Source organism: Pelagicoccus sp. SDUM812002, from assembly GCF_031127835.1.
GTDB lineage: Bacteria > Verrucomicrobiota > Verrucomicrobiia > Opitutales > Opitutaceae > Pelagicoccus.
The window spans coordinates 74,206-98,893 of sequence record NZ_JARXHX010000006.1; the positions used below are offsets into that span (position 1 = coordinate 74,206).

The following is a 24,688-nucleotide window of genomic DNA, read 5'->3' on the forward strand; positions in this document are numbered from 1 at the left end:
TGTCGCCTGCAAAGGTTCGATACTTCGCGCAAAGCGAAGGGGCCAAGGCGAAGGGGCCAAGGCGAAGACCGATCCCATTGACGCGAAAATGCTTCTGCGTTTCGCCCAGGAGAAGCGGCCGCGGCCGACGCCCGCTCCTAGTCCGCAGCGCAAGGCTCTGGCGGCGTTGATGGACCGTCGCGAGCGCTTGAGCGAACAGCTCAAGCGCGAGAAGACCCGACTGCCCAAGTGCGATGGAATCGTCGCGCAAAGCGTTGGGCGCATGATCGAGCTGGTCGAGCGAGAGATCGAACGGCTCGAAGTCGAGATACGCGACATAGTGTCGAGCGGGACTGCTTTGAAAAAGGTCTACGAAACGCTCGTCACTGTGGTTGGGATCGGGCCTGTCACTGCATGGACTTCGTTAGCCTACTTGCCTGAACTGGGACGGCTGAGTCGTAATCAAGTGGTGGCTTTGGCCGGCTTGGCTCCTTGCAACCGGGATTCTGGAAACTCTAGGAAGATCCGTAAAATCTATGGCGGGAGGGCGAAAGCGCGGCGTTGCCTATATTTAGCCGCAGTCGCCGCGTACCGTCACAGCGATGTCGTTAGAGTTTACACCCAAAGCTTTCTAGACAGAGGCGAGCCGTTCAAATGGGCAGTAGTTGCGGCCATGAGAAAGCTGCTCCTGCACACTCATTTTCTAGTCAAAAAACTCAATGTTAAACTTGCCTGAGACACAGTGCTTTTTTTATCCAGCTACTAGGTGCAGAGCCCTTGCAAGCCATCGCTACCGGTACAAACAGAAGGGCTGGCAATGCTTCTCCTCCCGTCAAGCCCCCCCACACACAAACCAGCAAGTAACGAAACCAACAAAAAGGCGCCCGATAACACGGACGCCTTCCATTTACTTTGAAGCCGAAACTCAGCTTTCCACCGTGCCTTCGGCTTCTTTGCGGGCGAGAAGTTCTCCTTCCATCTGCAGCTCCATCTTGCGGTTGATGCCATAAGTCAGCACCACAAGGGCAGCGATCGCTGCCAAACCGGCCGGGAAGAACGACATCATCAAGCGCAAACCTGCGATGGTCTGCTCCGACTGAAGCACATTGTCTTGGTAACCGTAGTAGCTTAGCGCGTATGCCGCCAAGGCAGGTCCCACAGCCCAGCCAAGCTTCATCGAAAACGTTCCTGCCGAAAAGGTTAGTCCCGTGAAACGACGGCCAAACTTCCATTCCGAATAGTCAGCCGTATCAGCAATCATCGACCAAAACAGCGGCAAAAGCGGACCGGTGATGATCGATAGGCTAATACCGATCGTGAACATCAAGGTCACATCTCCCGGGCCGCAAAGATAGAATCCCGTCCCCATGATAGCGCTTAGGACCGTAAGCGAGAAAAAGGCGTTCTTCTTGCCTTTGAACAAATCGGTAAAGTACTTGGTGAAGAATACGCCAGCGATCGTTCCGACAGAACCGAGGACATTATACCAGGTAGCCAACTTGGTAAAACGCGCATCGCTCTCCATGTCCGCCACCACGTAGTATTTGAAATAGTAAAGCTGGGCTGCATCACGCATGGCGATCCACATAACCGTACCGATTCCCACGAAGATCAGCGCTACCCAAGGCTTGTTCTTGAACAACTGAGCCAAGTCCTTCTTCACGTTCATCTCCTGCCCCTTTGGTGGCTGTACGCGTTCCTTCGTTCCCGCAAACGTTCCTAAAAAGAGGAATGATGCGCAAATGCCATAGATCACCATCGAAAGGACATAGCCTTGCTGGGTCTGGGAACCATCTTCGCTGCCGCCAAGGCCAATCACCAGGTACAGGATCGTCGCCTGAACCACCAAATTGGCAGAAAACGACCCGTAGAACCGGAAGGAGGAAAGCACCGTGCGCTCAACAGAGTGCGGCGTCATTACGCCCATCAAAGCTCCATAGGGGATATTGATCGCCGTGTAGGCCAACATCGCCAGCGAGTAGGTCGCGTAAACGTACACGATCGTCCAAGTCTTATCCAAGTCTGGCACAGTGAAGATCAGCACCCCACTTACCGCGAACGGCAAAATCATCCAGCGGAGCCACGGGCGAAACTTGCCATGCGGAGACTCCGTTCGGTCGCAAATCACCCCCATCATCGGATCCGTAAACGCGTCAAAAACACGAGTCACCCATAGCATCGTACCGATAACCGCAGCTTCGATCCCAATGATATCCGTGTAGAAGAACATCAGGAAGGATGAGAATACCTTGAAGTAAAAAACCGACGCCATGTCTCCTGCTGCGTAGGCGAAGTTCTCCTTCATCGTGATAACCTTATCTGGAACATGCGACGTCCCAGCGGTTCCGGCACCTTTTTCGTGTAAGCTCATATAGTAATGAAGTGAAGGCGGCGGTTTGGGGCACCGCCTTCGAATAGGGTCAAGTTTTGGGTAAGAGGCGGTGAAATAGAGGGATCCCGTTCCCGCCGCGAAATCGACGGAACCCTTTCAGAGACAGTCCCCCAAAGCAAGCCACCTTAGTTGGCAGTATTCGCTATCCGGTTACGATTATTTATGAGTAGGTGCGAATCGTTGATTTTAAAGCGTAATTCTAGCGGACAACGTTAAAACTCCCACAGACTCGCCTCCGGTCCAGCAATCGAATCGGCATCCCTAGGCTCGGCCACAAGCAACCGTCAGTGGAAATCCGACCGTCAATTCGAATCTCGCCAAACCTGAGATCTAACACTCAGGACCAGCGGACCTGCCCCCTCAAGCGCCTCGAGCTCGAAACGATAAGCTCCAGACTCTAGGCAAACCGAGACCGCTGCATCCTTTTCGTCCAAAAACTTGTCTTGAGAGTCTCGCAAGATAAGGACTTCCGCTTGGGAAGAAATATCATTCGCCTGCCAATCGTCATTGGCACCGATTTGCGTTTCGCCTCCATCCTGAGATACAGAATAAACACGTATCCGCGTATCCAATATCCCCTTACCCAGACTGGAACCTTCGCCCCAAAAGAGAACAAGAGTCGGTTCATCCAGCTCGACCTCGATTTCCACAGATAGCGATTCCCCTTCCGACAAGGTCGTCTGGAAGTCAGCTCCCAACAAGGGGCCAACTCCCGTCATCACCAAGCGATTTGGTACGGCGTCACCTAGCTCGGCTCGGTTTGGAAGCTGCACGTAAATTCCGTCCTGATCCTTGTAGGTTTCATCGCTAAAGCTGTGCGCACCCTTGAACCGCAACGGAATGCCTTCGGAATCAAATCGAGCCAGCGTACTTGCTTCCCCACTACGAACCGTAGCCATGTGACGGATTTCCTTTATCAATCCGAGCTTGCTAGCGTTCGCATGCCGTTGGCTATGCGCTCGCAAAAAAGCCTCCACTCCGATGCGAGCTCCCAGCGTTCGCCCGATGAAATCATCCGCCCTCACGTGAATCCCACCATAGAGACGAGACAACCCCGCCTGGTCCGCCGCATCATAGTACGTCGCCCATTGCAGCGTCACATCCTCACTCGGGCCATCCTCAAACTCCAAAAACTCGCTCTTGGGAAAATTAAACTCACCCAGCCCACCGGGAAAAAACGGACTGCCGGTCAACAGCGTCATCACCTCCGCTCCCGTTCGGCTAAAAGTGCTATGCCCTGAAACATACGCCCCAAAAGCGGGCGTTACAAAAGTGCTCCGCTGATACGGAAACCAGTTTTCACCGAGCATCCAGTCAACTCCGCCGACTTCGTGGTGCGAGTCTTCCGGTTCGCCTGCCCAAGCCCGTATCGCAATCTCTCCCACGTGTTCGGAAAGATGTGCATGTCGTTGCCCCTCTGCTGCACTTTCCTCCGTGATCACCTCGATCAACCCGTCCTCCAATCGAATTCCATCCGCTGCGTACGACGGCCCATCCGAATCGCTCGACTGCCCCCGACCACAAAGCTCGCGAATCATCGAGATCGGCCGCGAATAATCGTACTGCCGCTTCAAAGTCCACGCCGCTACAGCGGCATCATGCATGCCGCCATTGAGCGCCAGATACGCCCGCACATCCCACTCCAGTTTGGAAAGCTCATCCCCTACTCCCATGTACTTCCGCGAAAAACGCGGGTCATCGGAAATCTCATTGTGCAGTGAATTCCAGTGCCCTGGTGGCGTCTCCGAAGCTGGCCCGTCCGCCCAAAATTCCGCCAAGATCCGCCCATAATCGGCGTGCTTCACCTTGTTCTCGGCATAGGGTTCGCCAGTGAAGGGATTCAGAGCACGTCCCGTCCCGCCGTTCGTCGCTAGCGGGTTATTCAACAATGCCCCCGGAGAGATATCGATTTCGTCGTCCATTTCGGGATCCAGATACGAAGAGTAGCGAATCACCTCAATTGCCGAGTCGATAAACGCATCCTGCGTTTCCGTCCCCATCTGAGGCGGAGGTCCGGGATCGAAGGCGATCGTGTTGTGCGTTGTCTTCTTCATCGCAAAAGTCTCCACCTCCCGCCAATTCACCCCGAGAAACGACTGTACCAGAGCTCCGATTGGAATCCCGTTTTGCGACACTGCATAATCAAACGCGAGTGGTTGCCAACGATTGATGTCGTCCATATGAGCACCGGGCAAATCAAGAACCAGCGGATCATTCACGACCTCGTACCCACTTGTATCCACATAGCCATTCAGCTCGTTCGATCCGTCGTCAAAATTTTCGTCCAGCACTCGTTGACCTATGCGATTGCCAACCGCGGCTGGACTCATGCCTTCTGTCGAGATATCATCTGGATTAAATCCTAGCTCTTCCATCAACCACCGAAAACCATACAAAGAACCTTCCGCCCCGGGACTCTTCTTGTACCGGTAACTCAATACAGTAAACGCAGCATGGCTGATCGCCTCCCGCTGAGCGGCCAAGCGGTCTCCGCCCCAATTCTCCTCCAAGATGTTCTCACCAAGGAACATTGGTTTAGCCTTCGACCACGCCTCTACCTCATAAGCCCAGAAAGCATCCCACATCGCTGCTGATACATGATACAGGTTTCGACCGTGCTTCGTTGGATTCGGGAAATCCGTGCGAATCGCGCCGAGCATAAATTCGTTCCAAAGACGAGCAACAGAATGCGATTCAACATCCATATCCACAGCTACAACAGCGGTCGAGCTGTAAACTTCTCCTTGGCTGTTGGTGACCTTCGCTCTGTATTCGCCCGCGTCGAACGGTGTTACTCGCTTAATGCGAAATTCGTGCCCGTTCGCGCCAGCAATAATCTTTCCATTTCTCTCCCAAATCACAACCGGCTCCGGATCGCCAGTCGCCTCGACGCTCAGTTGAAACTCCTCGCCAACTTCGAAAGTTCCTCCCACAGGATCGACACTGACCGACGGGATCCCGAGGGGTGCATCTGGCTCTACCAACTTCAGCACCTGATCGACCGCAACATCTTCAAGATTCTGCTTCGCGCCAGAAGGCCAGAGTACCTCGATGGAGTCTACCGAGGCCGCTTGCCCCAACCCGAAATGCAGGAACGGTTCACGTTGTCCGATGTAAGCATTGCTAGGATTATAGAGCTGAGTTTGTATCCGATCTCCGGTGACGACTTCCACGATGCATCCGTACCCATCGCGATTGGACAAGGTCCCTTCAAAGGAGAGTCTTAGAAAACGATTCCCATTTCCCGAAGCATCACTTCGGTAGAGAATCGGATGATCCCCGGAATTGGTAATAAACAGGTCTTCATCACCATCCTCCTCGTAGTCGAACACGACGATCGCTTTCCCGAGCTCTCGATCGTCGAGTCCGGCAGCAACCGTTCCGTTGAGAAACGTGCCATCCGACTGATTCAGGTAAAGTGCTGTCGGATCGTCAGCCGCTTCAACATAAGGATTAGAATCCGGATTTAAACCCGCAGATACGATCGACCCGTTAGTAACAACAAGATCCGAATCCCCATCGTTATCGTATTCGAAGAAGGAAGATCCCCACCCCCAACCTGAGCGCGCAACGAGAGCTTCCGCCGATACTTCACTGAACATCCGATTCCCCAAGTTTTTATAAAGCTTGTTCCCCGTATGCGACCCATCTCGACGGTTCGAGTATCGATCATAGATAGAGCTTACAAATATATCTAACTTTCCATCTTGGTCATAATCCACGATTGCCACGCCCATTCCATTCTCGTCTAGGCCCACATTCGTTTCATCAGTCGATTCTAAAAATGTTCCGTCACCGTTATTCCAATACATCTTGCTCGTCCCAAAATCTGAAACCAACATCAAATCTGGCCATCCATCTCCGTCGAAGTCGCCCCAAGCGCTGGCGAATGCGAAGTGCATGTTTCGGCTGATCGGCTGAGCAAGACCAGCCTGCTCGGTGACGTTCTCAAAGTGGGCGGCTTGCCCCGAGCCTTTGTTGCGCAGCAGCACCGAATGCTTTGCATCGTCGGCGTTGCTAATCACTCCCCATTCGGAAGCGTAGATATCTAAATAGCCATCGAGATCAAAGTCCACCAACCCGACGCTGTATCCACGGTGGACTTGCAAAGTCGTTTCGACGGCAGCACCTCGGGCGACAGCTTCTTCCGAAAAATTCCCGGCCCCGTCATTGATAAAAAGATAGTAGCGGTTCCCGAGCCGCGGAGAGGCAAACAGATCTTGGTCTCCGTCATTGTCGAAATCTCCCGCTCCAAAACCGCCTATGTCTTGAATGGCGCCCAATCCTCGAGCGGTAGTCTCGTCGCTAAACGTGCCATCCCCTTGATTTATAAAAAGGAGCGGCGTCTTCTCGTCTCGAGCCACCAAAATATCCGTGTATCCGTCGCCGTCTACGTCAACCGCAGCCGCGCCTCCATGCTTCGTACTTTTCGAATCCGCTTGGATATAGTCCAGGCCGGACGCGACGATGTGATTGCTGAACCCAGCCCTAACGTCAAGCGGACACAGCAAGAAGCACATGACCAGCACAAGGTACGGGATCAGGGATAGGGTGCGTCTCACAGTCTTAATTTGGCAAAAAAGAACGGCGCCATCAAGGCGCCGTTCGGTTAGATTACGTAGAAACTAACGGTTCAACTCCTAGAAGCTGAAAGTGTTCGCGATCGTCCACGTTCTTTGTGGCGCGATACGCGAAGCCGCTGGCGAGCCATCAACGTTTACTGTGACAGGGATAAGCTCGTCGTCTGCGGTTACATTGCTGACATTGAGCTGGATCTTCCAGTCTATGCTGTCGGAGAGCTTGACCGTGTAATTAGCCCAAAGGTCGAGAGAAGTCTCAGAAGGACCCATGTATGGGTTGCTTACGTCGTACATTTCGTCCCCTGGTTCGAGGCCGAATTCCTCGACAGCTTCTTCGGCGATCATCCCTGGGTAGCCGATCGCGACCTCATCTTGCCAACGAATCGCTCCACCAATGTTGAGTCCCGCGAGGCGTCCGTCCTTGAATCCGTAGTTGGTGATCAGGTTGGCTCTCCACTCGCGAAGTTCTGGTACCTGGGAGCGGTTAATGAGAACGCCCGCAAGGTAATTCGCATAGAACTCAGTTCCATACTTCCAACGAAGGGTTTCGGGGTCGGTGGACGAACCGCTGTACAACTTCAGGTCGCCATAGGCGCCTTTGTAAAGGTCCCAGCGTTCCTTCACGTAGTTGGCGTAGGAGCTCGCGATGTTGAAGCGTTGCGCTTCGACCTTAGCCGCATTGAGCACGATGTTCCAGTTCTCCGTGGGCTGGAAGAAGAGTTCGTATTCTGTGCCCTTGGAACGGAAGTCACTCGTCACAGCGAAGCTCGCAGGTTCACCAGCCCAAGCATTCGCCTGGTCCGGGCTACCCCAAGTTCCCTCGCCAGTGATGGCATCCCAGTCCTGTCTCCAGAACTCCTCGATTGCAGAGCTCGGGCGATTGGCAGGGTCGAAGATTGCGGCGAGCGCGCCTTCTTGGCGGGTCAACGCTGCTTGCACCGCTGCCATACGTTGAGCTTCAGTCAGCGAATCGTAGTCATTTCCCCAGTTCGTGCCAGGGAACTCGCCAGGGTTTGGTTCATAACGCAGCACCTCGATCGATGGGTCGATCAATGGGTTGGTGGTCGCATCGAAGGGGCTTTCTGGGTCGACAAGAGCGTAGTTGTTTTCGAAGCCATGCGTGCCCAATTGGGTCTGCAAGCCACCCCAACGGGCCACACCTTCACCAAATCCAATCATGTAGGAATTGCCGAACGAAGAGCTAGACAAGGTAGCATTCTTTACGTTGGTTTCGTAACGATTGATTTTGAAGTGGAGCTTTCCGTCTGCGGAAGAAACGGTCAGACCGAACTCCTCGGTATCGCCAATCTGATTTGGCACTGCGGCTCCATCGATACCGCGACGGCTCGCATCCGGCGAAAAGTTCTCCGACTTCGCGTAGGACAAGCTCACGTTCGTACCGCCAATGGCATCCTGGATAGTCTGCGGCGCGTGCCAAACGAGACTGTAGGTAGAGGTGGTCTCGCTGACTGAATTGAACGTAGCTCCATTGGAGCTGGCCTCAGCAGCCGACATGCTTGCGGGAAGATTCCAGCCGCTGTCGTACGGCAAAACCGAACCGGCGCGAGATCCCGCTGGGGGAGAACCTGCGTTCAACGCATCCGCGGAGTCCGAACGAATCGCGTACATAGGAACGAGCGATTCATTGAACAACCAGCCCTGCCAAACCAGGACGGAAGACTCGATTTCGTCTCGCGACTTAGTCGCCTGCTTGTAGAGCGATCCCACGTCTCCATTGTCGTAGCTGATGATAGAGAACGGAGTGACCGCGCCGTCGTCCAAAACAATATTCTGCTGCGTAGTGTGCGGGATCAGCTGATAGTTGATCGGAGAAATGTTTGCCCCGGAAGCGGAACTCATTCCCGAGAGATCATCCGATAGGTAAGCGACATTGGCTAAGTAACGGGCAGCCCCGTCAATGGATCCGGTTCCGATTCCATCTGCAACGCTGCGAACCCAAGTGGTGTCGAGTCGATTGATGTCCTGCTGGGAGTAGAGGCCGGTAAATACGTGGCGACCCAAGGCTGCCAGCGATTCGTTTCCAGATTCCCGAAAATCCAGGTCATAGGTTGCCTGAAAACGGTAGGTCTCACGATCTGTGCTATCGTTGTGGTTGTTTTGGGTTTCACCACCGGCTATGGCGCGTCCAACATTCGGATTCGCGCTGCCGTCTGGAAATTCGGATACGATATCAACCGATATCGACTGGCCCCAATTATCCAGGATGTTCACCTGACCATCTACATACTCCTGATTGTCGTAACCCAACTCGAAGCTGAAGTCACCCAAGGTGTGGCGGTAGGTAAGGTTGTAAGCTTCCCACTCCTGCCACTCGCGCTTGTTGTCGCCATCAAGCAGGTTGTTGTAGAAATCGAAAATAGTAGGATCCGAGAGCGTTACACTCTTGTATCCACCAATACTCGAAAACGGGAGGCCCGCCTTGGCTGCAGCGTCTTTCGCGTCATCAATGCCGAGGTAGTTGTTGTCGTCAACCGCAGCCATTTTGTAATAGGACGGCGTGCCGGCACCATCGTAAAACGCGACGGGACCGTTGAAGATGCGGCCTAGTGCCTCGTTACCGATATACTCCGAGCCTGCAGCTCCAGACTGCGAGTACTCGAGCAAAGTCGGCTCGGTGCGAGTGGTAAAGGTTCCCTTGTAGAGATCACCGTTGCTCGGGTCGAACCAAGGTGTGATACGGTCGATCGGTGGCAGGACGCGCGGACGGTTCGCCATTATATCGCCATCTTCATAGTTGGCCATAAACTCGCCATGAGAATTCTCAGACTTCAAGAATTCCGGCGCCCAATTCGCAGAGAGGAACACACGGCTGTTCTCTTCGAACGCCTGCTTTTGCTGGAAGCCCTTGTCCGATTCGAGGGCCGCTACGCGAATGGCGAGCTGATCCTCGATCAAGACTTTGTTGTAGTCGAGCGTAGCACGCCAAGTTCCGTCATTGCCAAAATCGAGCCCGACTTCTCCTCCGTCAGAGAAATAAGCATTCTTCAGATTCGCATTGATGACGCCAGCCGGACTGCCCAAGCCAAAGAGGATAGAGTTGGGACCGCGTTGTATGTCGATACGGTTCACGTTGAACGAATCCCACGGAATATCAGTGGCGTAAAAGCCGCGGGCGCTGTCTGCTGCGGCCAAACCACGTACCCGGTTCGCACCGCTCGGGTTGCGGCGCTGGCTATCCGTGTCGACACGACCACCGTCGCCACCGCCAGCGAAGTTCCCCGCGGCACCTCCGACTTCGGTACCGAGAGTATAGAGGAGCAAAGACTCGTTACTGGTTGATCCCGTATCTTCAAGGAACTCTTCGGTCACGACAGAAATCGCCGTTCCAATATCCTTAAGGTCGGTTCTGATGCGAGTACCCGCGAGCGTCGAAGTCGCCCGGTAACCGGCGTCGTTGTCTGCTTGGACAGCAAACGGGGATAGTTCATAGACATCTTCGTCCTCATCGTCTTGGGCATTGCCGAGAGGAGCAACTAGAAGGGCGGCACCCAGAGCGAGAGCTCCGGAAGCCGATCTAGGCCATGCATATCTGTTTATCAGTTTGATCGATTTATTCATTGGGCAGTGTGAATAACAATTCACATATTTGGGTTATGTTCTGCAGGCCTTATGCAAGGGCCGACAGAGTATCAAAACTCGTAGCTTCGGTTACGTATCTAGTAACCGCAGTTGCGGTTTCGTGGGTATGGTTCGTCAAAAGCGATCGGTTGGGTTGCCGAACGCTGTAGGGTAGTTAATGGAGCCGGTAGCTGGGCTCGAAAAGGACTCGCTAGAAAGTCCTCAATTAGTAGTCAAAAAGTTGATAAGGGCTTGGATAATAAACGCGTTTGCCGCGGTAGGGGAGAGTAAAAAAGGTTAGGTTTGTCAGAGGAAGACCCCACCACTCTTCATCCCCCTTCACATTTTTTTCATCTAAATTCCAAGTCGGAAATGAGACAGATAAACGCCTTTATAGTAAAAAGCTCCACAACCTGCGTCTTGTCCCAATTGAGTCGGTCCCGAACCCTCATCCACCTCTGTAGCAAAGTGATAGGTCATGGACCTTGGGGTTAGAGATTGAGCTTTTATCATATCCAATAAGTACTCTGTCGGCAGGGCTGCCCCGACGCCCAAGCCCCCAACTCAAGGCGATATCGTAGTAAAGAGCAGAATACCGTCACCACCTTTTCAATACGCTAAAGCCTGCTTTAGCCTTAAACCAAAACGGTAGCCGACCAGATGGCTTTATCAAAACCAACGAAAGGCACTTATCTCTGAACAAACGTACCTTCGTTATCTTGCACTTGCCCAAGCTTCTGCAAGCCAGCAGCCTAGCAAACATGACACGCTTCGTCCTTTCAGCTCTTGCCGCCCTCGCGATTAGCTCGTCGCTGTTCGGCAATATAAAACTGCGGATCGCGGTCGCTTCAAATTTTCACCAAACACTTTCCAAAATCACTGAAGCCTATCAAAACGCCCATCCCGAAATCGAAATCACCCTGATTCCCGGATCTAGCGGCAAGCTTTACGCCCAAATCGCCAATGGAGCCGACTTCGACGCATTCTTTTCTGCCGACTCCGAACGTCCGCAAAAGCTCGAGGCAGACAAGATCGCCCAGTCTGGCTCCCGCTTCACCTTTGCCCTCGGGATCCTTGCATTTTGGCAACCGGGTTCAGCTCCAGCCTGTTTTCAAAACACGCAAACCCTCGCCCTAGCCAACCCCAAGCTAGCTCCCTTCGGCGCCGCAGCTGCAGAGGCAAGTGGCAAACTCCCCTTTCCCACCCATCGCGCCGTCACATCAGCAAGCGTATCTCAAGCCTTCACCTTCGCCCAGAGCGGAGCCGCCGATTCCGCCTTCGTATCCTACTCGCAACTACTACAACGCGGCATCCCGACAGAGGAGTTTATACTCGTAGACTCCGCTCTCTACTCCCCGATCTCGCAACAAGCGATCGCTCTCAACGCAAAGCCAAAGCTGCTCGACTTCCTCGCCTTTTGCCAAGGCCCTGAAGCCCGAAACCTGATCGCTGCCGCCGGCTACCACATCCCATGAGTGTATCAGATATATGGATTCCGCTTGCCCTAACACTCAAGCTAGCTGCCGTCTCCACTCTCCTTCTGCTATTACTCTGCACGCCCTTAGCTTGGTGGCTGGCTCACACGCGCACCCGCATCCGTCCCGTCATTGAAGCGCTCGTGTCCCTTCCCATCGTTCTTCCTCCTAGCGTGCTGGGCTTCTATTTGCTGGTCTGCCTCGCTCCCAGTGGACCTGTCGGAAAAGTCTCCCAAGCGCTCGGCGGTCCTGCCCTCGTTTTTTCGTTCACCGGGCTCGTCATCGGATCGCTCATCTACTCGCTTCCCTTCGTGGCCCAGCCGCTACAAAACGCGTTCTCCGCCATCAAGTCGGAGCAACTGGAAGCCGCCGCCACACTCGGATCCTCTCCGCTTGATCGCTTCTTCAGTATCGCCATCCCGCAAGCCAAGCAGGGTATAGTCACCGCCGCAGTCCTTGGATTCGCCCATACCCTTGGCGAGTTCGGAGTGGTACTGATGATAGGCGGCAGCATTCCTGGCGAAACTCGCACGCTCTCCATCGCCATCTACGAAAGCGTGGAAATGCTGGAGTACGGACAAGCCCACATCCTAGCAGGAGTCGCCTTGGCCATCAGCTTCGTATTGCTCGTGCTCATTTACAGCCTCAATCGGGCCAGTAGCCCTTTCAAGCGATGAAAATCAGCTTCGACCTTCAATTGCAAAAGGGCCGTTTTTCCTTAGATGCCAAAGCCGAACTCCCCGCAGATTCTGTCACCGCCATCGTCGGCCCATCGGGAGCGGGCAAGTCCACTTTGCTGAGGTGCCTCGCTGGACTCGAAACTGACGCCAAGGGCGACATCCTAGTGGGCGAAGAAGCTTGGCTGCAAAACGGACACAGTCTCGCTCCCCATTTCCGCCGCATCGGTTACGTTTTCCAACACGCTGCGCTCTTCGAACACCTCAACGTTTTGCAAAACCTCAACTACGCCCGAAAGCGAGCTCTGGACGCCGAGCTCTACACCCTTGATGAAGTCGTCCAAGTTACCCGCATCCAGCACCTGCTCGACCGGTCCCCCGATACCCTCTCCGGTGGTGAGCGCCAACGCGTGGCCATCGCCAGAGCCATCGCTTCAACCCCCCAACTGCTCTTCCTCGACGAACCGCTATCCGCAGTTGATGAAAGCGCTCGTCGCGAGCTCGTCCACGAACTCGAACGCATTTTTCGACGTTTTCAGATCCCCGCGCTCTACGTCACTCACAATCTGGCCGAAGCCGCTCGCCTTAGCACTCACACGCTGCGAATGAAGGCAGGACGCATCACTGCTAATGCCGCCACTCAGCTAGCCCTCGCTCCCACCCAACTTTCCGACGGAAGCGATCCTTTCTCCATAGTCGTAATTCGCTCCAGAGATGAGCTGCCCGAGGAGGGTCTTTCTAGACTAGATACCTCGATCGGTCCCATTCTCGTTTCCTCAGCCAGCTTGCCTCGCGATCTGCCTAGACGAATCCTCGTACGGGCTAGAGATATCGGCCTGAGCCTCAGCCCACTTCCCGAAACTAGCTTTCTAAACCAGATCCCGGCGACGGTTCAGGCAATTCACGAGCACTCAATCAGCCAAGTTCTCGTCCAGCTTTCCTGCGAGGAAGGCACCCTCTACGCCCTCGTCACCCGACGATCTGCCCAAAAGCTACTATTGGCCCCGAGCCGCCCCGTGCATGCCCTCATCAAAAGCGTCACGCTTCAAGCCGAGGCTTGAAGCCCGCGGCGGGCTCTGCAAAAATTCCCGCCAATTGGAACCAATCCCCCAAATCCCTGCTCTTCTTGCATAAGAAGCAGTATCGACTTTTCGAAAACCTCCCTCCAAACTCACCCCTAACTCACACCCAGTAACAAGGTTATGAAATTACCAATCACTTTAACTACTCTTTCAATCGCAGCAGTTCTCACCCTTGGAGGATGCTCACAAGGGCCCGATGAGGAAACAATTGCAGAACTCGAAGCAGCCAAAGCCGCTGTCGCAGAGAGCCAAGCACGCGCAGAGGCAGAGGCTAAGCGCGCCGCAGAGCTAGCCGAGGCAAACGCCTTGGCCAAAGAGGCTGCAGAAAAAGCCGCGGAGGCAGAGGCAGCCCGACGAGCCGAACTCGCCGCTCAAGTGGAGCGCGACAAAGCTGAAAAAGCCCGACTCGCCAGTCTCGTAGAAAACCTCAACACCCAAGCCGAAGCTAATTCGAAGTCCAAAGCGGAGCTCGAAGCTGAACTCGCTCAATCTAAAGCAGAGCGCGAAGCAGCTGCCAAGGCCGCCGACGCGAAAGTAAAGGCAGCACAAGAGCGAGTCGCCGCCGTGGAAGCGCAAAAAGCGGCCGAAATCCAAGCTGCTCGCGAGGCCGCCGTCGCCGAAGCTACCGCCCAAATGGAGTCCCGAGCCAAAGCAAGCGGCCGCACCGCCCCGACCGAGCTCGTTACCGACCGTCGAACTCAGAGCATAAGCGCTTTCCTCGATGTCGATATCGCGGAACGTAACTACCGCAATAACACCCGCCGAGCAACGCAACGTCGCGAGGCTGGTGAATAGTGTAGCGCATTCTATCCAGAGAATCCAATTTTCAAAATACGCGGGCAACAGCCCGCGTATTTTTTGCTTAAATCTCCTTTTCCATGAAAGAGCAGCTTGAATTGAGTCGTCCTTGGCGACGCCTTTTCCCTTCCCCGCTTCCGCTCGTACTGATCCTATTCGTCATCCTAACTGGATTCAGAGCCTACGGCTATTTCGGTCGAGAGTTCTTTCACGGCACCTCCGTCATGATCGGCTTCGTGCTGATGTGGTTCGTCCCCCTCGTTTTCCTCACCCGTTATGGCCGAGAACAAATCGGCTTCCGCCGATCAATTTCATGGAAATGGATGCTTTACGGGATTCTGCTCGGCGGAGCCGCAGCCGCTATCTGCTACCTGCTTGGAGTCCTTCTCTACGGGAAGAGCGACCAAAATTGGTTCGTCAGCGTAGCCTACACCTTCCAATCCGACGAAAGAATAGCGCAACTACCTCGCCACTTGGCATTCATTGCATTCACCGTACCCGCCATGCTCGCAAGCCCGATTGGCGAGGAAATCTTCTTCCGCGGAGTTGCCGAGCAGGCTGGTCGCGACAGAATGTCACCTGTCTCCTGCGCCTGCTTCGCCGCGACTCTCTTCGCGCTCGCGCACCTGATTCACCACGGTATTCACAGCGGCTTAAATGGCATCGAAATCATGCCCGTTTCAGGTACGATCTGGTTCATCCTCATATTCGCTTCCAGTCTCGTATTCAGTCTCGTGAGACAAAAAGGAGGTTCAATCTGGACGGCAGTATTCGCCCACGCCACCTTTAACCTCGTGATGAATATCACTATCTTTTATTCGCTCCTAGTCACAGACCCTAAGACGATCTAAACAATTCCATGAGCTAGAGCTCCTGCAAACGAGTGCCGCTCAGGGTCCCTTGCTTTCGGTCACGGCATATTGATTTTTTTGCGCCCAGTGGTACGTTCTCTGTAGAAAAGACTCGAGAGGTATCCCATGAAAACAAAGCTCGTCCTACTCGCCGCCATCGCGACGCTCTCTGCCGGCCATGCCGCAGCTCAAGTTTCGAAAAAGTTCCAGACCAAGATTGTAATCGAAGCCATTGCAGCCGACGGCTACGTGGAAGACGCACCCGCATTCCTCCTCTACCCTGAGGGTGAGACCTTGAGTGTTCTGAAAGAATCCGGAGCCATTCCGAAACTAGAGAGCTCGATCAAAAAGCTCGGTTATTCCATTGTGACCCAAGAGTCCGAAGCTGCCGTGTTCATTCGAGTTGCGTTCAACGAATTCGAACCCTACGCCACCGATATCGAATATCAAAACCGCCCTCGACTCGATTATTCGAACTCCCCCTCAACTGCGAACTACGCCGCCATGATGCAAGGGGGTCGCTACAACAAACTCGCCAATCCCAGACAAAACCGCGATCAAAACAACGCGGAATCACTCCTTGGCCCCAACGGGGAAATCATCAACCTCGCGGACCAGAAAGACCGCGAAACTAAAATAATCCCCTCAGAGGAGGAGACGATTGAAGCCACCATCTATCCCATCGCACTCGAGGTGTCCGCTTGGATGTTGGACCAAGATAGAAAGGAAGCTCCGCCAGAACAACTTTGGGCCGTGCGAGCTTCCTATAATAATTTGAGGGACGAGGAAACTCAGCCACAGCTGCTCGATCTCAGCAAGAGCGCGAGCCGATTCCTCGGCAAAAACCTGAAAAAACAAAAGCTCGTTTCTAGAAACTAAACGATCGCGAGGCTAGCATCAGACCAGCCGCAGGCTCATGCTAATTCCGCCACGCAAGGGCCCCGGAAGCCAACGAGAGATATGGTCGCACACACGATCGAATCGCTTGCCGTCGATCAAGTTGCTATCCATCCAGACGCTCTCCACCTGCAATCCGCACCGATCAGCATAGCGGCGTAAATCCGCCACAGTGAGCTCGCGAAAGTGGCCAGGATTCGTTCGATCCAAACGAATCAGCTCGTAAGGATTTTCTCCTGACAAGAGCCTCAACCTCTTCTTCAAAGCCGCAGCATTCGGGGTCTGCAGCAAGACCCGCCCGTTTGGTCGTAGCAACGATTTAAGGCAATTCAGGATTTGCTCTGGAGAGGTGTAAAGATGCTCAACCACCTCCGCGAAGACAATCAAATCGTAACCGTCTCCTTCAAGCTTGGGCCACCTACTTACATCATAGGCATCGTTCAGGTCCATCTCGATGTGGCGAGAACACTCTCCTACCGCAAACCGATGATCGAAAAACCCAATTGTATCCACTTGTGAATACGGAAGGACAGCTTTTAGTAGCACCGTCTGGAAGGAGTTGCCGACATCGAGCAACCGATAGTCACCATTCTCTGGCGCACAGCGACATGCAAAATTCGCGAGCCACTCAAAACGCGTCCGGTGCAAGGACCAATAACGGGCTGCCTCCGCATCCAAGCTCGAGGCAAAGCGATCGACCTCTAACAATGAGTCGCCAACTCCACTCTCCTCGCCTCGACCTCCCACTGTATTTAAAAAATTACTACGCTTCTACGAGATACTTCTGCAGCAGCAAAGCCGCCTCTGTCGCCACATCGAGTCGGTCGATGGCACCGCTGCCTGGAATACCCACCAACGCCGAGCATTCCTGCTTTGTAGAATCATGCAGCCCCGTCTCCTCGTTTCCGATCACGACGGCGATCGGCTTGTCGATATCTTCCTCCGGACAGATCGCCATGTGCTCCGGCAAAGGCACCCCTTCCAGGTCGACGCCAATCACGAAATGCGTCTTGCGTGCTCCCTTGAGAAAGCTCGGGACGTTCTCGACGAGTCGGAGATCCACCATATCCAATCCGCCGCGAGCTGCCCGGTAAGCAACTTCGTTAGGGCGAGCTTGCTTGCGTGAGGCAGCGATCAAGAACTTTTCCACTCCGAAATAGGCTGAGGTGCGAGCTAGGCGCCCGAGGATTTCAGGATCGCTCACACCATCGATGATCAAAAGAGGCATCCCTTCCTTTGCCCAAAACTCCGCTGCCTTGGTAGTCGCCATCTCAGGTTGTCGGCGACGAACAATAGCGACGACACCACCGTGTTGCGAAGTGCCCGCTTGCCGGCAGAGCTCGTCGAACTCGACTTGATTGTACGGCTTCTTCTCTTTGGCCAGAAATTTGCAGATCTCGCCAAACATCGGGGCCAGTTCCGCATCGAAGTAGAGTCGTTCCACGATGAACGGCTTGCAATGGAAGAGGCTACCCACCGCATGGACGCCACACACAGCTTCGAGCCACTGTTCACCTTGAGCAGTTCGAATGACCTCCGGTTCGACCGGTTCGCGCTTGGCTGGCGGGCGACCCTCGCGCTTGGATCGATCGCTGGGACGCCCTCCGTCTCGACCTTCTGGACGACGGCTTTTCTTGAAGTCTCGACGCTCCCGCGAACCTTGGCTTTCGCTCGGCCCTTTGCGTCCCCATGGTGAATCTGAATGCTCCTTTTTCAACGGCCTAAAAACACACGTGTTCGCGCCCTCTTAGCAAGGCGAAACGCGGAGCAGCTCGTACTCATTAACAGCCTCAATCCGATCGACGCCTCGGGGAACCATCCCACAAATATTTGAACTCATTAAGGTAGGGGTTGAATAAGCGTCCCCAGTCTCCGATTCTATCACACAAGCGTCACCCAGCACGCGCCATTTAAATGAAAACTTTCTTCCTCGCTCTTATACTCGGAATATTTGTTGGCTCGATCATCACCAACTATTTCGCAGATCCCAAAGCCTACGAAAACCTGAAGGAGGCGAAAGCTCAACTATTTGAAAAGGACGCAATCGAAGAGACCGAACCAAGCAGGCCTGAAGTAGATAGCTCCGACGAGACCGCCCACTTCGAAGTCGGCGGCGGTAGCCTAGAGGATTCCGAAAAAAACGCCGAGCCGATCTCTGAGCCGATCCCTCTTCCCAAACCCACCCCAGAAGAAATGTCTCCCGCCGAAGAGGCAGCAAACGCGCCGCCGGAGCCCAGCGAAATTCATCCCCAACCTCCGGAGAGTCCAATACCTGATACCGAGGCAGAGGCAGAAGAGGCATCCGAGCCCGAGGCTGACATCGAAACCGAAGTGGAGCCTCGCTCTGAGAAGCTGATCGAGGAAGGAACCCAAAAGGCGGACGAGATCGTCGATGCGGTCGCCGAAAAAGCCAAGGAAGTGGCCGAAAACGCGAAACCCATGATCGGGGAAGGCATCGATATGACCATCGCTGCCGGCATCCGCGCCCAATACAAATTGGAAGAAGACATCGATTCTGCCGCCATCGAGATTTCCGTGAAGGACAACATCGTCACGCTCTCTGGAACTGTCGACTCTGAGAAGACAAAACAGCGAGTCATCGAAATCGCTGTTTTCACAAAAGGCGTGGATGGAGTGGAAGAGAGTTTAAGCATCGTAGAGTAAAAAGCGGGCGTTGGAACGGAGCGTGCTCGAATCAAAGAACTTCCCTCTTCCATGAAAAATGCCCTCATCGCTTTCGATAAGTTCAAAGACGCCCTTACCGCTCATCAAGCCTGCCACGCCGCAGCTGAAGCATTAGCTGAAATCCAACCGAGCTGGAGCATCGCCACTTCTCCTCTTGCCGATGGGGGTGACGGATTTTGCGATACCCTGACCCGGCTCTGCGACGGAACTTTCGTAAAGTGCGAGGTCGATGGGCCCCTAGGTCAAGCTACCATCGCAAGCTACGGCTTAGTCGATGTAGCCAAAATTTCCGGTCCCGCAGCCACTCGACTCGATCTACCCACTGATTCACAAAAGCTCGCCATCGTCGAATTCGCCCAATCTAGCGGCATCGCTCTGGTACCGAGCGAGCGGCGATCTCCTTGGACTACCACGAGTCGCGGTCTCGGACAAACGATCGCTCATGCCCAAGCGGAAGGAGCGGACGCCATACTCGTCGGACTGGGAGGTTCTGCTACCAACGACCTCGCGCTTGGCGCCTTGCAAGCCCTCGGCTACACGCTTCTTGGCCCCGAAAACTGCCTCATCGAGGCAGTGGCCACGCCAGAAATGTGGGATAAAATCGAGCGTATCCAAGCTCCGGATGCAATGTTTGAGCTGCCGCTCCGAATCGCATGCGACGTTGAAAATCCACTCCTAGGGCCCAACGGAGCGACCGCAATATTCGGCCCTCAAAAAGGATTGAAGCCAGAAGACTTCGATAGCTTGGACGCAAAAATGGAACGCCTGGCAACCCTGCTTCGCGACACTACCAATTCGCCTCCGTCGAGCTTGGAGGTTGCAGGCAGCGGAGCTGCTGGCGGAGCCGCCTTTGGTCTGATGATCGGACTCGGAGGAAGTTTGGTGCAAGGGGCAGAGCTGGTTTTCGATTGGTCGGACCTACACTCGAAACTCGCCGCTGCGGACATGGTGATAACAGGAGAAGGTCGTTTCGATGCCTCGTCGCTTCAAGGCAAAGGTCCTGGCTCCCTCGCCACGCTCTGTATGTCGCAAGGCAAGGAACTCTTAGTCCTTGCTGGTAGTCTAGGAGACTTACCAGACGGCAAATTGGCTTCGAAGGCCCGAGCTATTTCACCCGCCGATTTGCCATTACCCCAAGCGCTAGCCGAAACCGAAAAGAACATCCGAGCCACTATCACGGCTGAGTTTTCCTCATAAAAAGTCGCCGAAGCGTGAATATTACGCAAAAGCGGAGAGCCCCAATCAAGCTCCTCCGCCAAACGTCGAGTCTAGTAGAAACGGACGTGAAATCCTGGCCTGAGAGCACTGCGTCAAATTCCGGGAAACATTCGAGGATTTCCTTGATCGAACTTCGCCCCTGACCCACAACCTCAACCCCACATGATGAACACAGTCGAAACCGAGACCCATCACGATGAAGAGCACCGCTCTCGTGTACACTCTCGGATTCGTCGTACAAAGAGGTTCCTTCGCCCGCTTCCGCGGCGGGCCAATCTCCATCGATGGCCAATCATCAAGTGGTTCGCCAAGGCGGCCCGCAAGACACCGCATCTTTGGAGGTTCGGAGAGAGAGAGGTGCGTATGGCGGTTTACGTGGGAAGCATTATCGCCTTCCTGCCCATTTTCGGGGCCCAGTTCGCAGTAGCCTTCCTCCTCGCGCTCGCTGTTAGAGCAAACTTGCTCGTCATCATGTCGGTTCAACTGGTTACGAATCCCATCACTTTCGCGCCGATCTATTTGCTGACAAAAATGTTTGGAGCCTGGCTGGTCGACCTCTGGGGCCTGCCCTCGCTACACTCTGGCATTTCAAAAGGGGCGTACGAAATGATTATAGGAGGACTCGTGGTCGGCATCCTTTTCGGATTCATTCTGGACTTGGTATTTCGCTTCTTCGTGTTCCGCCACCTTAATAAGAGCGTGAACGTCAAGCGGATGCTTAAAAGTTAGGTTTGCCCAAACCGCGCCGGCGCTACAATTTCGCCACCTTCATGCGGAGCGAACCAACTAAAAAAACGGGGACCGCCCCTTTTCCCCACGCCCTAATTGCCTTGCTGGCCTTCTTTTTCCTGCATTGTGCAGTCACGGCTCAGTATATCCAACATTCCAATACTGCCGGCAAAACGCAGCTCGGAATCGACATCCTAGAAGCCAATAACTTCGCCGAACTGAGAGGCAAACGAGTCGGACTGCTCACCCACCCCGCCGGAGTGAACCAGAATGGGATCAGCACCATCAATATCCTTCACACTGCCCGCGCGGTCAATCTTACCACTCTTTTCGGGCCTGAACACGGAATCTACGGAAACGAAAAGGCAGACGTCCCCGTGCTTGACAAAGTCGATTCCCGCACCGGCCTCCCCGTTTACTCGCTCTATGGAAAGTACCGCAAGCCGACTCCAGAGATGCTCGCCAACATCGACACTCTCGTCATCGACCTGCAAGACGTCGGCACCCGTAGCTACACTTTCGTCAGCTGCATGAAACTTGCGCTAGAAGCCTGTTTCGAAAACGACAAAGAGGTCATCATCCTCGACCGCCCCAATCCTCTCGGTGGCCTCAAAGTCGACGGTCCGCCACTTGAGGCTCAGTGGCAAAGCTACGTCGGCGCTTTTCAGGTCCCCTACGTTCACGGCCTCACCATCGGTGAACTCGCACGTATGGCTGTATCCAAACCTGGAATACTCAACATCAGCGACACCCAAAGACGCGGCGGTTTGCTCAAAGTGATTACCATGGAAAATTGGAACCGCTACATGAGCTGGCCGCAAACGCGACTCAAGTGGGTACCAACTTCACCCTACATCCCAGACTTCGAAGCGGTTGTAGGCTATCCCATGACTGGCCTCGGTGCCCAGCTCGGCGGCTTCAAGCACGGTATCGGATCCGAATTCCCATTTCGCTACCTGCGCTACGACGGGGTCGATACCGACAAACTGCTCGCCGAACTCAATGCCTGCAACATCCCAGGCATCGCCTTCTCCAAGAAAAAAACAGATCAAGGCACAGGCCTCTATGTTCGCGTAACAGACTGGCAAAAGTGGCGTCCCACCGAACTTAGTTTCTACATGATGCAAATCACCGCCAAACTCGAAGGCACCAACCCATTCGCAAAAGCCACTGAATCGCAAGGCAACCTTTTCAATAAGCATACCGGATCCACCAGCTGGTGGAACCAGCTCGTCGCTAAAGGAGCCCAGGTCAACGTCAATGGATACATTACTCTATGGCAACGGCAGGCCAAGCAATTCCAAATAGAAAGCCGGCGCTACTGGCTCTACGACTAGTCGATCTGCTAGGTGACACGTATCCGATTTTCGGATAAGCTCGCCGAGCAGGCTAAAGAGAGACCCGCCTATGGTAAAGCTTCCGCACCCTTTCGCATTGATCCCTTCACTTCCAGATTTTTATTACTCCATATTTAGAACCCGAAACCACTCACCCAAAAACCAAATATAGAGATGCCAAGACCCGTCACACTTTTCACCGGCCAATGGGCCGACCTCCCAATCGCGGAACTCGCTCCGCTTGCAAAGTCAATGGGCTACGACGGCCTCGAGCTCGCATGCTGGGGCGACCACTTCGACGTCGAACAAGCTGTCAAAAGCAAAAAGTACTGCCAAGACCTGTGGACCTTGCTCGCCGACCACGAACTCACTTGCTACTCCATCTCTAACCACCTGGTCGGCCAAGCTGTTTGCGACAACATAGACGAGCGCCACCAAGCCATCCTGTCTCCCGAGATCTGGGGCGACGGAAAGTCCGAGGGTGTGCGTAAGCGTGCAGCCAAGGAAATGATTCGTACCGCCAAGGCAGCCCGCAAATTCTTCGACTGCAAACCCGGCCGCGGCAAAACCGACGAATTCCCAGTCTGCGTCAACGGATTCACCGGCTCTTCCATCTGGCACGCCCTTTACGCCTTTCCCCCCACGAACCAAGCATTCCTCGACAAAGGGTACGCTGACTTCGCGAAACGCTGGATCCCAATCCTTGATGCATTCGACAAGGTAAACGTAAACTTCGGCCTAGAAGTTCATCCAACTGAGATCGCTTTCGACACCGCGTCGGCCCGACGTGCTATCAAAGCTGTCAAAGGACACAAGCGCTTCGGCTTTAACTACGACCCATCCCACCTCGGATACCAAGGCGTCGACTACGTGCGCTTCATCCGCGAATTCTCGGACCGCATCTACCACGTCCACATGAAGGACGTTTGGTGGGGCCACGGTGACGGCTCAGTAGGTGTCTTCGGTGGACACACCGAATTCGGCGACCCCAAACGCTACTGGGACTTCCGCTCGCTCGGCCACGGCGACATCAATTTCGAAGAAATCATCGTAGCCCTCAACGACATCGCCTACCAAGGCCCACTATCTGTCGAGTGGGAAGATATACGCATGGACCGAGTCCACGGCGGATCGGAAGCATCCGATTTCGTTCGATCCGTCGACTTTCCGCCCAGCAACGTCGCCTTCGACGCTGCCTTCGACAAAGAGAAACAATAATTTGAAAAGAGAGCCCGCCTGAATGGCGGGCTCTTTCAGTCCCCCCCAATCACTCGAACCCCGGAGCATAACCCCGGAACCAAAAAAACAGAATGTCTATTAAAGTAGGAGTCATCGGAGCAGGTGGCATGGCCCAGTACCATATCGCCGGTTTCAAACAAGCTGGAGCAGAAATCGTCGCGATCGCCGACCTCAACGAAACCGCCGCTCGAGCAGCAGCCAAATTGTACGGAGTCGAAAAAGCTTACGGCAGCATCGAAACCATGTTCGAGGAATTGCCCGAACTAGATGCGGTCACGATCATCGTTCCGAACAAATTCCATGCCCCGCTCGCCATCCAAGCGCTCGAGGCCGGCAAGCACGTTTTCTGCGAAAAGCCGCCCGCTATCGACGCTGCAGGCGTGCAGCAGATGAAAGACGCCGCAGAAAAGGCCGGCAAGACGCTGATGTTCAATTTCAACAACCGCGCCCGCCCGGAGTCTTTCGCCATGAAAGCTTACGCGGAGGATGGCACAATTGGCCGCATCAATTCTGCCCAAGCAAAATGGATACGCCGAACCGGTATCCCTGGTTTCGGTGGCTGGTTTACCAACAAGGACCTAGCAGGAGGCGGCCCCCTTATCGACCTGCTGCACATGGTCGATCTCGCCATGTATTTGATGGATTACCCGGAACCCGCCTACGTGCTCGGCCAAACCTTCTCCGACTTCATCGACGATAAGAACTTCAAGGGGCCATGGGGCATACCAGACTCGGGCGGCCCCACGAATGTCGAAGCGGCAGCCCACGGATTCGTTACCTTCAAGTCAGGCCAAACGCTCAACCTCCAGGTCTCATGGGCAGAGCTCGTGAAGCGCGAAGAAGTTTCCGTCGTTTTCCAAGGCACCGATGCTGGCGGAAAGATCGAGCGCCTCTTCGGTACCGACGGACTCGACGAAACCTCAATCGATAGTTGCGAACTTTACACCCAAGAAGGTGGCAACTCCGTTAATCGCAGCATCGTCACCGAAGCCTGCGAGGACATGGGTCGCTCGCGTTCGGCAGCCAACTTCATCTACACTATTGTGGGCGAAGAAAAGCCGCTCAACACCCCGGACCAAGCCCTTTCCCTCATGAAGGTCATCGACGCCCTCTACGAATCGGCCAAGTCAGGCAAGCCAGTCGCTTGCTAATCCCAAAACCTAAAACCCG

The 24,688-nt window shown here is 54.4% G+C and carries 18 protein-coding genes; 13 read left to right on the forward strand and 5 right to left on the reverse strand.

Features of this window, described 5'->3' with window-relative positions; genetic code table 11:
• Nucleotides 1-88 precede the first annotated feature (88 nt).
• Nucleotides 89-715 carry a transposase gene (locus QEH53_RS10710; RefSeq protein ID WP_345785714.1) on the forward strand — a complete coding sequence of 209 codons (627 nt, stop codon included), beginning with the start codon at nucleotides 89-91 and terminating at the stop codon, nucleotides 713-715.
• A 189-nt stretch (nucleotides 716-904) separates the two neighbouring features.
• Here the strand turns inward: QEH53_RS10710 and QEH53_RS10715 are convergent, their stop codons facing one another.
• The 3 genes from QEH53_RS10715 to QEH53_RS10725 all read right to left on the reverse strand — a co-directional run bounded on the left by QEH53_RS10715 (nucleotide 905) and on the right by QEH53_RS10725 (nucleotide 10,530).
• Nucleotides 905-2,350 carry an MFS transporter gene (locus tag QEH53_RS10715; RefSeq protein WP_309023184.1) on the reverse strand — a complete coding sequence of 482 codons (1,446 nt, stop codon included), beginning with the start codon at nucleotides 2,348-2,350 and terminating at the stop codon, nucleotides 905-907.
• A gap of 323 nt (nucleotides 2,351-2,673) precedes the next feature.
• On the reverse strand, nucleotides 2,674-6,933 hold the full coding sequence (locus tag QEH53_RS10720) for an FG-GAP-like repeat-containing protein (RefSeq protein WP_309023185.1): 4,260 nt from the start codon (nucleotides 6,931-6,933) through the stop codon (nucleotides 2,674-2,676).
• A gap of 78 nt (nucleotides 6,934-7,011) precedes the next feature.
• Nucleotides 7,012-10,530, reverse strand: coding sequence for a TonB-dependent receptor plug domain-containing protein (locus tag QEH53_RS10725; RefSeq protein ID WP_309023186.1), 3,519 nt, complete (start codon nucleotides 10,528-10,530; stop codon nucleotides 7,012-7,014).
• Nucleotides 10,531-11,255: 725 nt separating this feature from the next.
• Between QEH53_RS10725 and modA the strand changes: the two genes are divergently transcribed.
• The 6 genes from modA to QEH53_RS10755 all read left to right on the forward strand — a co-directional run bounded on the left by modA (nucleotide 11,256) and on the right by QEH53_RS10755 (nucleotide 16,292).
• Entirely contained in the window at nucleotides 11,256-12,005 is a 750-nt protein-coding gene (gene modA, locus QEH53_RS10730) for a molybdate ABC transporter substrate-binding protein (RefSeq protein ID WP_309023187.1), read from the forward strand.
• Nucleotides 12,002-12,682, forward strand: a complete 681-nt coding sequence (gene modB, locus QEH53_RS10735) for a molybdate ABC transporter permease subunit (protein WP_309023188.1) — start codon at nucleotides 12,002-12,004, stop codon at nucleotides 12,680-12,682. The genes modA and modB overlap by 4 nt, the downstream gene beginning before the upstream one ends.
• Nucleotides 12,679-13,743, forward strand: a complete 1,065-nt coding sequence (modC, locus tag QEH53_RS10740) for a molybdenum ABC transporter ATP-binding protein (RefSeq protein ID WP_309023189.1) — start codon at nucleotides 12,679-12,681, stop codon at nucleotides 13,741-13,743. The genes modB and modC overlap by 4 nt, the downstream gene beginning before the upstream one ends.
• A gap of 141 nt (nucleotides 13,744-13,884) precedes the next feature.
• Entirely contained in the window at nucleotides 13,885-14,559 is a 675-nt protein-coding gene (locus QEH53_RS10745) for a hypothetical protein (RefSeq protein ID WP_309023190.1), read from the forward strand.
• A gap of 83 nt (nucleotides 14,560-14,642) precedes the next feature.
• The gene (locus QEH53_RS10750) at nucleotides 14,643-15,413 is read left to right on the forward strand and encodes a type II CAAX endopeptidase family protein (RefSeq protein WP_309023191.1); all 771 of its coding nucleotides are present in this window, start codon (nucleotides 14,643-14,645) and stop codon (nucleotides 15,411-15,413) included.
• Nucleotides 15,414-15,539: 126 nt separating this feature from the next.
• Nucleotides 15,540-16,292: a hypothetical protein gene (locus QEH53_RS10755; RefSeq protein WP_309023192.1), complete on the forward strand. Its 753-nt coding sequence runs from the start codon at nucleotides 15,540-15,542 to the stop codon at nucleotides 16,290-16,292.
• Nucleotides 16,293-16,310: 18 nt separating this feature from the next.
• On the opposite strand, the gene QEH53_RS10760 is transcribed toward QEH53_RS10755, so the two are convergent.
• Together QEH53_RS10760 and QEH53_RS10765 are read right to left on the reverse strand one after the other, a co-directional pair.
• A complete protein-coding gene (locus QEH53_RS10760) occupies nucleotides 16,311-17,057 on the reverse strand; it encodes a methyltransferase domain-containing protein (RefSeq protein ID WP_309023193.1) in 747 nt (248 codons plus the stop codon).
• 16 nt (nucleotides 17,058-17,073) lie between these two features.
• A complete protein-coding gene (locus tag QEH53_RS10765; RefSeq protein ID WP_309023194.1) occupies nucleotides 17,074-18,027 on the reverse strand; it encodes an RNA methyltransferase in 954 nt (317 codons plus the stop codon).
• Nucleotides 18,028-18,224: 197 nt separating this feature from the next.
• Here QEH53_RS10765 and QEH53_RS10770 point away from each other — a divergent pair, with 197 nt between their 5' ends.
• The 6 genes from QEH53_RS10770 to QEH53_RS10795 all read left to right on the forward strand — a co-directional run bounded on the left by QEH53_RS10770 (nucleotide 18,225) and on the right by QEH53_RS10795 (nucleotide 24,669).
• Complete coding sequence (locus tag QEH53_RS10770) at nucleotides 18,225-18,974, forward strand: BON domain-containing protein (RefSeq protein ID WP_309023195.1); 750 nt, start codon at nucleotides 18,225-18,227, stop codon at nucleotides 18,972-18,974.
• A gap of 51 nt (nucleotides 18,975-19,025) precedes the next feature.
• Complete coding sequence (locus QEH53_RS10775; protein WP_309023196.1) at nucleotides 19,026-20,192, forward strand: glycerate kinase; 1,167 nt, start codon at nucleotides 19,026-19,028, stop codon at nucleotides 20,190-20,192.
• A 183-nt stretch (nucleotides 20,193-20,375) separates the two neighbouring features.
• Entirely contained in the window at nucleotides 20,376-20,942 is a 567-nt protein-coding gene (locus QEH53_RS10780; protein ID WP_309023197.1) for a DUF2062 domain-containing protein, read from the forward strand.
• A gap of 2 nt (nucleotides 20,943-20,944) precedes the next feature.
• Nucleotides 20,945-22,279 carry a DUF1343 domain-containing protein gene (locus QEH53_RS10785; protein WP_309023198.1) on the forward strand — a complete coding sequence of 445 codons (1,335 nt, stop codon included), beginning with the start codon at nucleotides 20,945-20,947 and terminating at the stop codon, nucleotides 22,277-22,279.
• A 174-nt stretch (nucleotides 22,280-22,453) separates the two neighbouring features.
• Nucleotides 22,454-23,497, forward strand: coding sequence for a sugar phosphate isomerase/epimerase (locus tag QEH53_RS10790; protein WP_309023199.1), 1,044 nt, complete (start codon nucleotides 22,454-22,456; stop codon nucleotides 23,495-23,497).
• A 92-nt stretch (nucleotides 23,498-23,589) separates the two neighbouring features.
• Nucleotides 23,590-24,669, forward strand: coding sequence for a Gfo/Idh/MocA family oxidoreductase (locus tag QEH53_RS10795; protein WP_309023200.1), 1,080 nt, complete (start codon nucleotides 23,590-23,592; stop codon nucleotides 24,667-24,669).
• Nucleotides 24,670-24,688: the final 19 nt, after the last annotated feature.

Bases quoted from the DNA above. Each gene is read 5' to 3' on its own strand.
- QEH53_RS10780 (WP_309023197.1), top strand. From the start codon at position 20,376: ATGATGAACACAGTCGAAACCGAGACCCATCACGATGAAGAGCACCGC.
- modC (WP_309023189.1), top strand. From the start codon at position 12,679: ATGAAAATCAGCTTCGACCTTCAATTGCAAAAGGGCCGTTTTTCCTTA.
- QEH53_RS10770 (WP_309023195.1), top strand. From the start codon at position 18,225: ATGAAAACTTTCTTCCTCGCTCTTATACTCGGAATATTTGTTGGCTCG.
- modB (WP_309023188.1), top strand. From the start codon at position 12,002: ATGAGTGTATCAGATATATGGATTCCGCTTGCCCTAACACTCAAGCTA.
- QEH53_RS10725 (WP_309023186.1), bottom strand. From the start codon at position 10,530: ATGAATAAATCGATCAAACTGATAAACAGATATGCATGGCCTAGATCG.
- QEH53_RS10790 (WP_309023199.1), top strand. From the start codon at position 22,454: ATGCCAAGACCCGTCACACTTTTCACCGGCCAATGGGCCGACCTCCCA.
- QEH53_RS10750 (WP_309023191.1), top strand. From the start codon at position 14,643: ATGAAAGAGCAGCTTGAATTGAGTCGTCCTTGGCGACGCCTTTTCCCT.
- QEH53_RS10710 (WP_345785714.1), top strand. From the start codon at position 89: ATGCTTCTGCGTTTCGCCCAGGAGAAGCGGCCGCGGCCGACGCCCGCT.
- QEH53_RS10795 (WP_309023200.1), top strand. From the start codon at position 23,590: ATGTCTATTAAAGTAGGAGTCATCGGAGCAGGTGGCATGGCCCAGTAC.
- QEH53_RS10715 (WP_309023184.1), bottom strand. From the start codon at position 2,350: ATGAGCTTACACGAAAAAGGTGCCGGAACCGCTGGGACGTCGCATGTT.
- QEH53_RS10755 (WP_309023192.1), top strand. From the start codon at position 15,540: ATGAAAACAAAGCTCGTCCTACTCGCCGCCATCGCGACGCTCTCTGCC.
- QEH53_RS10745 (WP_309023190.1), top strand. From the start codon at position 13,885: ATGAAATTACCAATCACTTTAACTACTCTTTCAATCGCAGCAGTTCTC.
- QEH53_RS10775 (WP_309023196.1), top strand. From the start codon at position 19,026: ATGAAAAATGCCCTCATCGCTTTCGATAAGTTCAAAGACGCCCTTACC.